This is a genomic window from Janthinobacterium sp. 64 (assembly GCF_002813325.1).
In the GTDB taxonomy this organism is placed as follows: Bacteria; Pseudomonadota; Gammaproteobacteria; order Burkholderiales; family Burkholderiaceae_D; genus Janthinobacterium.
In genome coordinates this window covers 3,644,920-3,658,646 of the sequence record NZ_PHUG01000001.1, presented here as the reverse complement: position 1 = coordinate 3,658,646, position 13,727 = coordinate 3,644,920, and the positions used below count along the sequence as shown (strand labels likewise).

Annotated in this window: 6 protein-coding genes, 2 tRNA genes and 3 rRNA genes; 9 read left to right on the top strand and 2 right to left on the bottom strand. The window is 56.2% G+C overall.

Going from position 1 to position 13,727, the window contains the following annotated elements; all coding sequences use genetic code 11:
- Nucleotides 1-45: 45 nt before the first annotated feature.
- The 9 genes from CLU91_RS16020 to CLU91_RS15975 all read left to right on the top strand — a co-directional run bounded on the left by CLU91_RS16020 (nt 46) and on the right by CLU91_RS15975 (nt 10,885).
- Nucleotides 46-1,524, top strand: coding sequence for a DUF2868 domain-containing protein (locus tag CLU91_RS16020; RefSeq protein ID WP_100874946.1), 1,479 nt, complete (start codon nt 46-48; stop codon nt 1,522-1,524).
- Complete coding sequence (locus CLU91_RS16015) at nt 1,521-3,011, top strand: DUF3482 domain-containing protein (protein ID WP_100874945.1); 1,491 nt, start codon at nt 1,521-1,523, stop codon at nt 3,009-3,011. The genes CLU91_RS16020 and CLU91_RS16015 overlap by 4 nt, the downstream gene beginning before the upstream one ends.
- Before the next feature lie 38 nt (nt 3,012-3,049).
- A complete protein-coding gene (locus tag CLU91_RS16010; RefSeq protein WP_100874944.1) occupies nt 3,050-4,129 on the top strand; it encodes a tartrate dehydrogenase in 1,080 nt (359 codons plus the stop codon).
- 412 nt (nt 4,130-4,541) lie between these two features.
- Nucleotides 4,542-6,072: ribosomal RNA gene (locus tag CLU91_RS16005) — 16S ribosomal RNA — on the top strand.
- Nucleotides 6,073-6,151: 79 nt separating this feature from the next.
- Nucleotides 6,152-6,228: transfer RNA gene (locus CLU91_RS16000), tRNA-Ile, on the top strand.
- 25 nt (nt 6,229-6,253) lie between these two features.
- Nucleotides 6,254-6,329: transfer RNA gene (locus CLU91_RS15995), tRNA-Ala, on the top strand.
- A 242-nt stretch (nt 6,330-6,571) separates the two neighbouring features.
- Nucleotides 6,572-9,461: ribosomal RNA gene (locus CLU91_RS15990) — 23S ribosomal RNA — on the top strand.
- A 138-nt stretch (nt 9,462-9,599) separates the two neighbouring features.
- Nucleotides 9,600-9,712 (top strand): 5S ribosomal RNA (rrf, locus tag CLU91_RS15985).
- Together the 16S, 23S and 5S rRNA genes with 2 tRNA genes alongside form the textbook arrangement of a ribosomal RNA operon.
- A 321-nt stretch (nt 9,713-10,033) precedes the next feature.
- Nucleotides 10,034-10,885: a CPBP family intramembrane glutamic endopeptidase gene (locus tag CLU91_RS15975; RefSeq protein WP_232730774.1), complete on the top strand. Its 852-nt coding sequence runs from the start codon at nt 10,034-10,036 to the stop codon at nt 10,883-10,885.
- A 14-nt stretch (nt 10,886-10,899) separates the two neighbouring features.
- On the opposite strand, the gene dacB is transcribed toward CLU91_RS15975, so the two are convergent.
- Both dacB and CLU91_RS15965 read right to left on the bottom strand, forming a co-directional pair.
- Nucleotides 10,900-12,402: a D-alanyl-D-alanine carboxypeptidase/D-alanyl-D-alanine endopeptidase gene (gene dacB / locus CLU91_RS15970; RefSeq protein WP_100874943.1), complete on the bottom strand. Its 1,503-nt coding sequence runs from the start codon at nt 12,400-12,402 to the stop codon at nt 10,900-10,902.
- 8 nt (nt 12,403-12,410) lie between these two features.
- The gene (locus CLU91_RS15965) at nt 12,411-13,649 is read right to left on the bottom strand and encodes a nucleoside recognition domain-containing protein (protein ID WP_100874942.1); all 1,239 of its coding nucleotides are present in this window, start codon (nt 13,647-13,649) and stop codon (nt 12,411-12,413) included.
- Nucleotides 13,650-13,727: the final 78 nt, after the last annotated feature.

Sequence of the window (13,727 nt, the reverse complement as noted above, 5' to 3'; positions counted from 1 at the left end):
CAATCTGCCTGTCTAGTTGTCGTTTCATACAAGAACAGGAGCACCATGAACGAGCAGATTGCGAGAGAAGTGGTATTGGTCCGTGCTATCGAAACGGCCGATCAGAAAAAAGAAGTCCTCAGCGAGGACGACCGCATGTATGCCAGCCGCAGCGCGCGTGAGCTTGCGCAGTGGCAAGCCTCGGGCAAGCAGGCCGAAGTCACGGGTGACGATTTCCTGCAGCAGCGCTCCGAACTGATCATCAAGCGCATCACCGAGCGCACCCCCGCCTTCGCTGCGTTTGCGACGCGTCGCAACGGCATGAAAACCCTGGCGCTGACCCTGCCCTTGCTGGCCCTGCTGCTGGGCGCCGGGCTCGACCGCATCACCGATCCGCACCGCGTGGACCTGCTGTCGGCGCCCTTGCTGCTGATCATCGCCTGGAATGTGCTGGTCTACCTGGGCTTGCTGATCTGGCTATGCATCCCCTCGCACTCCCTGGGCTGGCCAAAAGCGGGACTGGTGCGCCACCTGAGCGTGGGCCGCCTGGCTTTGCCGCGCAAGCTGCCGCACGCCCTGTCCTCGGGCTTGCTCAGTTTCATGGGGGAATGGGCGCACCTGAGCGCCAAGCTGACGGCCGCGCGCCTGAGCCGTACCATCCATTTGAGCGCCGCCATGTTTGCCATCGGCGCCGTCGCCTCGCTGTATGCGCGCGGTTTCCTGTCGCAATACGCGGCCGGCTGGGAGAGCACCTTTTTGAGTGCCAGCCAGGTGCACAGCCTGCTTTCGACCCTGTTTGCGCCAGCGATTGCCCTGTTTCATTTGCAAGGTTTTTCGCTGGCGGAAATCGAAGCGCTGCGTTTCCCGCAAACGACGACCGTCGAAGGTGGCGCGCGCTGGGTGCATTTGTATGCGGCAACGATTTTCCTGCTGGTCGTCGTCCCCCGCCTGATCCTTGCCCTGGTCAACAATTGGCGCGCCGCGCGCCTGGCCAAGCACTTTCCGCTGGATCTTGATCAACCGTATTTCCGCAAGCTCAATGAAAGCATCGGTGTGGCCACGGGCGGCATGCTGCGCGTCTTGCCGTACAGCTTTACTGTCGATGAGGCGCGCCACAAGGGCCTGGGCCAGTTGTCCATCATGCTGTTTGGCGAGCAGGGGCGCATGATGCTGCGTCCATCGACGTCGTATGGCGACGAGCCGCAGGAGGTCTTGCGCGGCACGGACCTGAATGATCCGCAAGTCAATATCACGGCCGTGCTGTTCAACCTGACGGCGACGCCGGAAAAGGAAAATCACGGCGCCTTCCTCGATTACCTGGTGCAATCGTCGACACGCGGCATCGCCGTGCTGGTCGATGAGTCCAGCTATTTGGAGCACGCTGGCGAGCAGGCGGATAACGGCGCGCGTCTGGCGGAGCGAGTTGCTCTGTGGAAACAGTTCTGCCAGTTCCATCAAACCACGGCCACCGTGGTCAATTTGCTCAATCCCGCCTTGCACCCGCTCGACGCCGGTGTCGGCTTGAAAGTATCGGCCGCAGCATGAGTGTGAATGTGAATAAAGATGTCCAGGATGATGCGGTGCAGATTCAGTTTGCGCTGATTTCGCATACGAATAATGGCAAGACGACCTTGGCGCGCACCCTGGTGGGCGTGGATATCGGCGAAGTGCGCGACGCCGCCCACGTGACCGTGTTTGCGGAATCGCACACCTTGCTGGCCACGCCGCAGGGCGATGCCTTGCAATTGTGGGACACCCCCGGCTTTGGCGACTCCGTGCGCTTGCTCAAGCGTCTGGGGCAGTCCGGCAATCCCATCGGCTGGTTCCTGCGCGAAGTGCTGGACCGTTATCGCGACCGTCCGTTCTGGCTCAGTCAGCAAGCGTTGCGCACGGCCAAGGACGCGGCCGACGTCGTGCTATACCTGGTGAATTCTTCGGAAAACCCCAGGGATGCGGGTTACTTGCCGGCGGAAATGAAAATTCTCGAATGGCTGGGCAAGCCGGTGGTGGTCTTGCTCAATCAGATGGGGCCGCCGCGCCCTGGCAATGAGGAGCACGGCGAGCAGGCGCGTTGGCGCGAGCATTTGGAGCAATATCCCATCGTGCGCGACGTCCTGGCCCTCGACGCCTTTGCCCGCTGCTGGGTGCATGAGCGCGTGTTTTACGAAGCTGTGGGCAAGTTGTTGCCACAATCGCAGCAAGCCGGCTATGCGCGTTTGTTTGCGGCCTGGCAAACGCAGAATACGGCACGTTTCCAGCAGGCTATGCATTTGCTGGCCACGCAGCTGGCCATGGCTGGGCAGGATCGCGAAGCCATTGAGCCCGTCGCCAAGGGCTTGCTGAAATCGGCTTTGCAGGTCGTGGGTATCGGCAAGAATGCTGAACAGCAAAGGCAAGAAAAGGCCATGGCCAATCTGGTGGCGCGGCTCAATACGCACAGCGGCGAAACGACGCGTGAACTGTTGATCTTGCACAAACTCGATCCTACCGATGCGCATAAGATCAACAGCCGGATACGGGAAAATTTCGCTGTGCGTGCGCCGATCGACAAGGCACAGGCGGGGTTATTGGGCGCCATGATTTCCGGTGCGGCGACGGGCTTGTCGGCCGACCTGATTTCCGGCGGCCTGACCTTGGGCACGGGCGCCTTGCTCGGCGGTGTGGTCGGTGCGCTGACATTCGCGGGCGCCGCCTGGGGTTTTAATTCCGGCACCGACCGCAATGAACCCACGATGCAATTTACAGATGCCTTCCTGCGTACCCTGGTGGTAGCAGGTGTGCTGCGTTACTTGGCGGTGGCGCATTTTGGCCGTGGCCGCGGCAATTTCGTGGAAAGCGAAGCGCCGGCCTTTTGGCAGGATGAGGTCGAACAAGCGGTGGCGCGCCATGAGGGCGTATTGGCCGAGTTGTGGAAAGACGTGCGCCGCGAGAAATCCCTTGAGTCGGCGACCGAACGCACGCAGCCAATCCTCACGACGATCACTTCCGATGTGCTGGCGCGCTTGTACCCGGACGTGGCGCAGCAGATGTAAATACAGGCTTCCATCGCCTATTTCCAACAGGGTTTCCCATGAGCACACATAAAATCGCGGTCATCGCCGGTGACGGCATTGGCAATGAAGTCATGCCGGAGGGCTTGCGTGTAATTGAAGCGGCTGCCCGTCGTTTCAATATCGACCTGCAGTTCACGACCATGGAGTGGGCCAATTGCGACTATTACCTGGAACACGGGCAGATGATGCCCTCGGACTGGTTTGCGCAGCTCAAGGATTTCGACGCCATCTATTTTGGCGCGGTGGGCTGGCCGGACAAGGTACCCGACCATATCTCGCTTTGGGGCTCTTTATTAAAGTTTCGGCGCGAATTCGACGAATACGTCAATTTGCGCCCCGTGCGCCTGATGCCGGGCGTGCCGTGTCCGCTGGCGAACAAGAAGCCTGGCGATATCGACTTCTATGTGGTGCGTGAAAATACGGAAGGAGAATATTCATCCGTGGGTGGGCGCATGTTCGAGGGAACGGAGCGCGAAACGGTGCTGCAGGAATCCGTGTTTACGCGCAAGGGCGTCGACCGGATATTGAAATACGCATTCGAGCTGGCGCAAAGCCGGCCTAAAAAACACCTGACATCGGCCACAAAGTCGAATGGCATTGCCATTAGCATGCCATATTGGGATGAGCGGGTGGAGGCGATGGGTCCGAGCTTCCCCGATGTGCACTGGGACAAATACCATATCGACATTCTGGCGGCGCGTTTTGTGCTCAGTCCCGAGCGTTTCGACGTGGTGGTGGCGTCGAACCTGTTTGGCGACATATTGTCTGATCTTGGTCCTGCCTGCACGGGGACGATTGCCATCGCGCCATCGGCCAATATCAATCCGGAGCGCACATTCCCCTCTGTCTTTGAGCCGGTACACGGTTCCGCCCCTGATATCTATGGCCAGAATATCGCCAACCCGATCGGCATGATCTGGTCGGGCGCCATGATGCTGGACTTCCTCGGTAATGGCGACGCCAATTACACGGCGGCGCATGACGCGGTTTTACGCGCCATCGAACAGGTGCTCGAGCATGGTCCGCGCACACCGGATATGGGCGGCAGCGCTAGTACTACCGAGGTGGGTAAGGCAGTTGCCGAATTGCTGAAATAAAGCTTGCCGCCCGTGGGTGGCTTTGCTATAGTTCGCCTCCCCAATGAGACGCAGTCAAATGCGGCACTTGAGGATCACCGGAAACGGCGATGAGTAGTAAAAAAAGGAGTTGACGGATGTAGCGAAATGCTTCATACTCTTCCTTCTTCGCAGCTGACAAACACAACGCTTTGTCGATAGCGCGAGAGTAGTAAATAAGCAGTACCGAATACAGTTCTTTAACAATTAACAGTCGATAAGTGTGGGCATTTGATGTAAGTGCAGCGCTGCGCAAGCAGTGTAAAACTTAAAATATCAAATGTTCACAAGAAATAATGAAATAGGCGCTACGAAAGTAGTGGCCTGTCAGTTTTTTGAGTGAGCGACCCATCAGCAATGATGGTGCCTGTAAAAGGGCAAAGTAACAGAGATTAAACTGAAGAGTTTGATCCTGGCTCAGATTGAACGCTGGCGGCATGCCTTACACATGCAAGTCGAACGGCAGCACGGAGCTTGCTCTGGTGGCGAGTGGCGAACGGGTGAGTAATATATCGGAACGTACCCTAGAGTGGGGGATAACGTAGCGAAAGTTACGCTAATACCGCATACGATCTAAGGATGAAAGTGGGGGATCGCAAGACCTCATGCTCGTGGAGCGGCCGATATCTGATTAGCTAGTTGGTAGGGTAAAAGCCTACCAAGGCATCGATCAGTAGCTGGTCTGAGAGGACGACCAGCCACACTGGAACTGAGACACGGTCCAGACTCCTACGGGAGGCAGCAGTGGGGAATTTTGGACAATGGGCGAAAGCCTGATCCAGCAATGCCGCGTGAGTGAAGAAGGCCTTCGGGTTGTAAAGCTCTTTTGTCAGGGAAGAAACGGTGAGAGCTAATATCTTTTGCTAATGACGGTACCTGAAGAATAAGCACCGGCTAACTACGTGCCAGCAGCCGCGGTAATACGTAGGGTGCAAGCGTTAATCGGAATTACTGGGCGTAAAGCGTGCGCAGGCGGTTTTGTAAGTCTGATGTGAAATCCCCGGGCTCAACCTGGGAATTGCATTGGAGACTGCAAGGCTAGAATCTGGCAGAGGGGGGTAGAATTCCACGTGTAGCAGTGAAATGCGTAGATATGTGGAGGAACACCGATGGCGAAGGCAGCCCCCTGGGTCAAGATTGACGCTCATGCACGAAAGCGTGGGGAGCAAACAGGATTAGATACCCTGGTAGTCCACGCCCTAAACGATGTCTACTAGTTGTCGGGTCTTAATTGACTTGGTAACGCAGCTAACGCGTGAAGTAGACCGCCTGGGGAGTACGGTCGCAAGATTAAAACTCAAAGGAATTGACGGGGACCCGCACAAGCGGTGGATGATGTGGATTAATTCGATGCAACGCGAAAAACCTTACCTACCCTTGACATGGCTGGAATCCCCGAGAGATTGGGGAGTGCTCGAAAGAGAACCAGTACACAGGTGCTGCATGGCTGTCGTCAGCTCGTGTCGTGAGATGTTGGGTTAAGTCCCGCAACGAGCGCAACCCTTGTCATTAGTTGCTACGAAAGGGCACTCTAATGAGACTGCCGGTGACAAACCGGAGGAAGGTGGGGATGACGTCAAGTCCTCATGGCCCTTATGGGTAGGGCTTCACACGTCATACAATGGTACATACAGAGCGCCGCCAACCCGCGAGGGGGAGCTAATCGCAGAAAGTGTATCGTAGTCCGGATTGTAGTCTGCAACTCGACTGCATGAAGTTGGAATCGCTAGTAATCGCGGATCAGCATGTCGCGGTGAATACGTTCCCGGGTCTTGTACACACCGCCCGTCACACCATGGGAGCGGGTTTTACCAGAAGTAGGTAGCTTAACCGCAAGGAGGGCGCTTACCACGGTAGGATTCGTGACTGGGGTGAAGTCGTAACAAGGTAGCCGTATCGGAAGGTGCGGCTGGATCACCTCCTTTCTAGAGTTTGCACGAATCAGTAATGATTCACGCATCAAATGTTCACACTTATCGGCTGTTAATATAAAGAACAGCATTTGGGGCTGTAGCTCAGCTGGTTAGAGCACCGTGTTGATAACGCGGGGGTCGTTGGTTCGAGTCCAACCAGCCCTACCAGTTTCTGTAGTCTGGAAATACCCTAGGGGGATTAGCTCAGCTGGGAGAGCACCTGCTTTGCAAGCAGGGGGTCGTCGGTTCGATCCCGTCATCCTCCACCAAAAGTTCAAACGTAAATCAGTGCAGATAGTGCGCCGGGATTTAGGTTTGGTCTTTTCGAGACCAAGTGCTGTATGTTCTTTAACAATCTGGAAGAAGTAAAGATTATTTATTGATCGGTTTGCCGTAAAAGGTAAATCGATGGGTAATGATTGTATGTATCAACAAACAAGCAACAACGTTGTACTTTCTTATCCCTGTAGCGCTCTTTCCTCATGCAAATGATGAGAGGCTAACGTTATAGGGACAAGCGAATAAGTGCACATGGTGGATGCCTTGGCGATTACAGGCGATGAAGGACGTAGTAGCTTGCGATAAGCTGCGGGGAGTGAGCAAACACACTTTGATCCGCAGATTTCCGAATGGGGCAACCCACCCTTTTAGGGTATTGCATACTGAATACATAGGTATGCAAGGCGAACGCGGCGAACTGAAACATCTAAGTAGCTGCAGGAAAAGAAATCAACCGAGATTCCCAAAGTAGCGGCGAGCGAAATGGGAAGAGCCTGTACGTGATAGTCGGACCGATAACAGAATCCTCTGGAAATAGGAGCCATAGTGGGTGATAGCCCCGTATGTGAAATCGGACCGGTGGTACTAAGCGTACGACAAGTAGGGCGGGACACGTGACATCCTGTCTGAATATGGGGGGACCATCCTCCAAGGCTAAATACTCGTAATCGACCGATAGTGAACCAGTACCGTGAGGGAAAGGCGAAAAGAACCCCGGAAGGGGAGTGAAATAGATCCTGAAACCGTGTGCATACAAACAGTAGGAGCGGACTTGTTCCGTGACTGCGTACCTTTTGTATAATGGGTCAGCGACTTACATTCAGTGGCAAGGTTAACCGCATAGGGAAGCCGTAGAGAAATCGAGTCCGAATAGGGCGATCAGTCGCTGGGTGTAGACCCGAAACCAAGTGATCTACTCATGGCCAGGATGAAGGTGCGGTAACACGCCCTGGAGGTCCGAACCCACTAATGTTGAAAAATTAGGGGATGAGCTGTGGGTAGGGGTGAAAGGCTAAACAAACTTGGAAATAGCTGGTTCTCTCCGAAAACTATTTAGGTAGTGCCTCAAGTATCACCATCGGGGGTAGAGCACTGTTATGGCTAGGGGGTCATTGCGACTTACCAAACCATTGCAAACTCCGAATACCGATGAGTGCGAGCTTGGGAGACAGACGTCGGGTGCTAACGTCCGGCGTCAAGAGGGAAACAACCCAGACCGCCAGCTAAGGTCCCAAAGATTGGCTAAGTGGAAAACGAAGTGGGAAGGCTAAAACAGTCAGGATGTTGGCTTAGAAGCAGCCATCATTTAAAGAAAGCGTAATAGCTCACTGATCGAGTCGTCCTGCGCGGAAGATGTAACGGGGCTAAGCCAGTCACCGAAGCTGCGGATATTGTTCTGTGATTTATCACAGATATATATGGTAGGAGAGCGTTCTGTAAGCCTGCGAAGGTGTCTTGTAAAGGATGCTGGAGGTATCAGAAGTGCGAATGCTGACATGAGTAGCGATAATGGGGGTGAAAAGCCTCCACGCCGTAAGCCCAAGGTTTCCTGTTCAACGTTCATCGGAGCAGGGTGAGTCGGCCCCTAAGGCGAGGCAGAGATGCGTAGCTGATGGGAAGCAGGTTAATATTCCTGCACCGTCGTATGATGCGATGGGGGGACGGATCGCGGAAGGTTGTCCAACTGTTGGAATAGTTGGTTTTTGGCTCATAGAAGGCACTTAGGCAAATCCGGGTGCGGAATTCAAGGGGTTGAGACGAGTGAATTTATTCACGAAGCAATCGGAAGTGGTTCCAAGAAAAGCCTCTAAGCTTCAGTCATACGAGACCGTACCGCAAACCGACACAGGTGGGCGAGATGAGTATTCTAAGGCGCTTGAGAGAACTCGGGAGAAGGAACTCGGCAAATTGGTACCGTAACTTCGGGAAAAGGTACGCCCCGGTAGCTTGATTGGTTTACTCCATGAGGGTGAAAGGGTTGCAATAAACTGGTGGCTGCGACTGTTTAATAAAAACACAGCACTCTGCAAACACGAAAGTGGACGTATAGGGTGTGACGCCTGCCCGGTGCTGGAAGATTAAATGATGGGGTGCAAGCTCTTGATTGAAGTCCCAGTAAACGGCGGCCGTAACTATAACGGTCCTAAGGTAGCGAAATTCCTTGTCGGGTAAGTTCCGACCTGCACGAATGGCGTAACGATGGCCACACTGTCTCCTCCCGAGACTCAGCGAAGTTGAAATGTTTGTGATGATGCAATCTACCCGCGGCTAGACGGAAAGACCCCATGAACCTTTACTGTAGCTTTGCATTGGACTTTGAACCAATCTGTGTAGGATAGGTGGGAGGCTTTGAAGCGGGGACGCTAGTTCTCGTGGAGCCAACCTTGAAATACCACCCTGGTTTGTTTGAGGTTCTAACCTTGGTCCGTTATCCGGATCGGGGACAGTGCATGGTAGGCAGTTTGACTGGGGCGGTCTCCTCCTAAAGTGTAACGGAGGAGTTCGAAGGTACGCTAGATACGGTCGGACATCGTGTTGATAGTGCAATGGCATAAGCGTGCTTAACTGCGAGACTGACAAGTCGAGCAGGTACGAAAGTAGGACATAGTGATCCGGTGGTTCTGTATGGAAGGGCCATCGCTCAACGGATAAAAGGTACTCTGGGGATAACAGGCTGATTCCTCCCAAGAGTTCATATCGACGGGGGAGTTTGGCACCTCGATGTCGGCTCATCACATCCTGGGGCTGTAGCCGGTCCCAAGGGTATGGCTGTTCGCCATTTAAAGTGGTACGTGAGCTGGGTTTAAAACGTCGTGAGACAGTTTGGTCCCTATCTGCCGTGGGCGTTGGAAATTTGAAGGGGGCTGCTCCTAGTACGAGAGGACCGGAGTGGACGTATCTCTGGTGTACCGGTTGTCACGCCAGTGGCATTGCCGGGTAGCTAAATACGGAAGAGATAACCGCTGAAAGCATCTAAGCGGGAAACTTGCCTTGAGATGAGATTTCCCAGAGCCTTGAGCTCTTTGAAGGGTCGTTCGAGACCAGGACGTTGATAGGCTGGGTGTGGAAGTGCAGTAATGCATTAAGCTAACCAGTACTAATTGCCCGTACGGCTTGTCCCTATAACCTTAGCAGGTACAGAGGATAAGACGGTACAACGTTGCGTGTTTGTTGATACTACCAGTCATTACCCCAATCTTTGCTTCTTCCAGATTCAGGCTTTGTCGTCCAAGTGGAGACAAATGCCAGTGCAAGTTATGCCTGATGACCATAGCAAGTTGGTCCCACCCCTTCCCATCCCGAACAGGACCGTGAAACAACTTTGCGCCGATGATAGTGCTGCAACCAGTGTGAAAGTAGGTTATCGTCAGGCTTGTTATACGCAGTAGAGAAAAACCCGATCAGAAATGGTCGGGTTTTTTTTCGTCTGGCGATTCCTTGCCACTCTCCTCCCATTTTCAGGCACCCAGCAGATGCATTGTGCATAAAATGCAACAGCTTTCACTATTTATATAAGCGCTTATATAAATGCTGTACTATCGATGAAGACAGCCTGGACGCGGAACTGGCATTTCCTTTATCCACATGCCTGGCGCAAGCCATCACGATGCTGGAACAGCGTTCATTCGGCGAGCGCATCCGCGATGCAAGCTAGAAAGTAACAGCCACTCCCTGACAACCCACGAGGAAAGCGATGATGGACAACACCCTGAGTATGGCAAGCAAAAAATCCCCCCTGGCGCGCCTGATGGCCTATCCCCTGGTGCAGATTGTGCTGGGCATGGTCCTGACGTTTGCCGCGGTACCGTTGGTGATGGGCACCGCCTCCCAGCTGGTGGAAAAGCCTTACCGCATCCTGTGGCCGCAATTGCTGGCGGCGCTGCTGGTGTGGTGCGGCTACCGTTTTTATGTGCGCCACATCGAAAAGCGCCAGCCGACCGAATTGGCGATGCCGGGCATGGCGCGAGAACTGGGACGGGGACTGCTGCTCGGCGCCGGACTGGTCTGCCTCACCTTTATCGTGCTGGCAGTGCTGGGCGTGTATCAGTTTAGCGGTGTCAATGCCGTGCATGCCGTGCTGTTGCTGCCGCTGGCCGAACTGGTGCTGGTCGGCATGGCCGAGGAGATGATGTTTCGCGGCATCCTGTTCGGCGTGACGGCACGTGCGCTGGGCAGCAAGGCCGCCATCGTGATTTCATCGCTGGTGTTCGCCCTCGCCCATTTGCCCAATGCCGGCTTTTCGCTGCTGGCAATCCTTGCGATTACCTCGTATGGCGTGCTGCAGGCCGCCCTGTACATGCAGACCCGCCGCCTGTGGGTGTGCATCGGCACGCATGTCGGCTGGAATTATTGTGTGAGCCAAGTGTTCTCCTCGACTGTATCGGGCCATGCGGCCACGGATGGTCTGCTGCGTGGCGAACTGCTGGGCAATGCCATGCTGACGGGCGGCGCCTTCGGTGTGGAAGCGTCGCTGGTGACGGTCTTGCTGATCAGCGCCGTCGCCGCCTACGTGCTGCGCCTGGCCTTCGCCAGCGCACCACGCTAGGCCGCTCACCGGCCTTATTGGCCAGCCACCACCGGCGTGGCGCCGCTCCTGGCCACCCACTCGATCAGCGCATCGACGGCGGCGCGGCCATTGCCATTGCCCACCAGGTCGCTATTGATCATGGCGACCACCACGCATAGCTGGTTGTTGGCGTCGGGCACATAGCCGGCGATGGCCACCACATTCTTTAATGTTCCCGTCTTGATGCGGGCGCGCGCGGCGGCCGGAGTGTTCAGCAGGCGCTTGCGCATGGTGCCGTCCAGTGCCACGATGGGCAGGCTGGACTGGAACTCGGGCGCCCACGGACTTTGCTGCATCGCCTGCAAGACGCCGGCCATTTGCGCAGGCGCAATGCGCCCCGTGCGCGACAAGCCGGAACCGTTGTCGATCAGCATGCCCTGAGTGTCGATATGGTGCCGCTGGAACCATTCCTGGATCACTAGCCGCGCCCGCGTGGCCGTATCTTCCGGCGCTGCCATGGCAACGGGGCGGCTGCCCAGCCAGCCATCGCTTTGCAAGCTGCCCAGGCTCAGGAACAGGGTGCGGGCCAAGGTGTTGTCAGACGTCTTGTTGATATCGCGCAAGATTTCCGGCAAGGCGCGCGCCACATGATCGGCCAGCATGCGCGTGCCGACCGGTTCGGCCGTCGGCGGCAAGCCCGTCAACGGTGCTTCGCGCACCGTGCCCGTGAGCGTGCCGCCCAGGCGTTTCCAGGTGGCACGGAACAAGCGGTCCGCATAATCAGTGCGGTCCAGCACATTGATGCTGGTGGCCTTGTTGCAGTTTTGCGGGAAGGTGCCATGCAGTATTACTTGCAGCTTGCCGCTCGCATCGCGCCGGTATTCGGGTGGGCGCCAGCCGTCTTCCCATCTTGCACAACTGCCCTTGATGAGCTTCATGTCGCTCGTGATGCTGACGTTCTCCAGCGGCGGCTGCATCAGGATGCTCAATTGCCGGTCCGTCGAAGTCATATTGATATCGAGCAGGTTGGTGTTCAGCAATAAAGCATCGGGGATGACGTTGTAGCGGAATTCGGCCGATTCATCGAATGGCGCTGCGCCGATATCGGGCCGGGCCGGCTGGAACAGTTGGCGGTCGAGGATCAAATCGCCCTTGATTTTGACGATGCCCTGGTTGCGCAGAGTTTGCAGCATGTGTGCCAGCACGTCCGCATTGAAATCCGTGTCGGCGCCGCCGCGCAGGATCAAGTCGCCCTTCAGCACACCATTGATGACGTCGGCACTGGTGCGCAACTCCGTACGGCCGCGAAAGATGGGGCCCAATTGCTCCAGGCCCACCGCCGTCGTCACCAGCTTCATGGTGGAAGCGGGCTGCATGCTGCGTTCGGCCCCATGCGACAGCACGGTGGTGTTGCCACGCAAGACGATGGCGCCCATGGCGTCTTCGGGGATATTCGCGCTGCGCAGCAGCAGGCTGACGGACTCGGGCAATTGCGCGTGGGCCGTCGACAGGCCAAGACCCGCCAACAGCGCAGCCATCAGAACAGGACGTAACATGGTGCTCCTTAGTGGAAAAAGACGTAGGCGACGAAGACGGCCGTGACCACGCCAGCGAAATCGGCGATGAGGCCGGCCGTGATCGCATAGCGCGTCTTGCGGATGCCGACGGAACCGAAGTACAGGGCCACGATATAGAAGGTGGTGTCGGCCGAGCCCTGGAAGACGCAGGCCAGGCGGCCGACGAAGGAGTCGACGCCGTAGGTGTTCATGGCGTCGATCATCATGGCTTTCGAGCCGGAACCGCTGAGCGGCTTCATCATGGCCGTCGGCAGGGCGGGCACGAAATCCGTATTGATGCCCAGGTTGGCAAAGAACCAGTTCATGCCGCTCATCAGGAAATTGAACACGCCCGCATTGCGGATCACGCTGATGGCCACCAGCATGCCGACCAGGTAGGGAATCACGGTAATCGAGGTCTGGATGCCGCCTTTCGCCCCCTCGATGAAGGCGTCATACACGTTCACTTTCTTGCGCAGCGCGCCGATGATGAAAATGGCGATGACGCTGATGAGCACCAGGTTGCTGACCACCTTCGAGACCAGCTCGATTTCCTGTTTCGTCAGGTATTGCGTGAAGTACCAGATCATGGCGACGATGGCGCTCGTCATGCCGCCCATCCAGCCCAGCACGACCCGGTTGAGCAAGTTGATGCGTTGCTTGATGGATACCGTGATGATGCCGACCATGGTGGCTACATAGGTGGCGATCATGCAGGGGATAAAGATGTCGGATGGATCGGCCGCGCCGAGGATGGAGCGCTGCGCCATGATGGCCAGCGGAATCAGGGTCAGGCCCGAGGTGTGCAGCACCAGAAACATGATTTGCGCATTTGTCGCCTCTTCCTTGTTCGGATTCAGGGTTTGCAGGCTTTCCATGGCTTTGAGACCGAACGGCGTGGCCGCATTGTCCAGGCCCAGCAGGTTGGCCGAGAAATTCATCACCATGTGGCCCGTGGCCGGATGGTCTTTCGGAATTTCCGGGAAGATGCGCGAAAAGAAGGGTGCGATGACTTTGGCCAGCCAGCCGACGATGCCCGCCTTTTCACCGATGTTCATGATGCCCAGCCACAAGGTCATCACGCCCGCCAGCGGCAGGGCGATATCCATCACGCCCATGCGCGCCGTTTCGAAGGTGCCGTCGATGATGCGCTTGAAGATATCGGTATCGCCGAGAAACAGCCACTGCAGCACTGCGGCCAGGAAGCCAACGAGGAAAAAGCCGGACCAGATGTAATTAAGTGCCATATGCGATCAGTTCTGTGTGTCGGGAGTGAAAAATGTCTGCAAACAAAGTATAGGGGCAGCCCGATACGAGTTGATGAA

Excerpts from the sequence above, each read along its gene's own strand:
- CLU91_RS16020 (WP_100874946.1), top strand. The coding sequence starts at position 46 with ATGAACGAGCAGATTGCGAGAGAAGTGGTATTGGTCCGTGCTATCGAA.
- CLU91_RS16015 (WP_100874945.1), top strand. The coding sequence starts at position 1,521 with ATGAGTGTGAATGTGAATAAAGATGTCCAGGATGATGCGGTGCAGATT.
- CLU91_RS16010 (WP_100874944.1), top strand. The coding sequence starts at position 3,050 with ATGAGCACACATAAAATCGCGGTCATCGCCGGTGACGGCATTGGCAAT.
- CLU91_RS15975 (WP_232730774.1), top strand. The coding sequence starts at position 10,034 with ATGATGGACAACACCCTGAGTATGGCAAGCAAAAAATCCCCCCTGGCG.
- dacB (WP_100874943.1), bottom strand. The coding sequence starts at position 12,402 with ATGTTACGTCCTGTTCTGATGGCTGCGCTGTTGGCGGGTCTTGGCCTG.
- CLU91_RS15965 (WP_100874942.1), bottom strand. The coding sequence starts at position 13,649 with ATGGCACTTAATTACATCTGGTCCGGCTTTTTCCTCGTTGGCTTCCTG.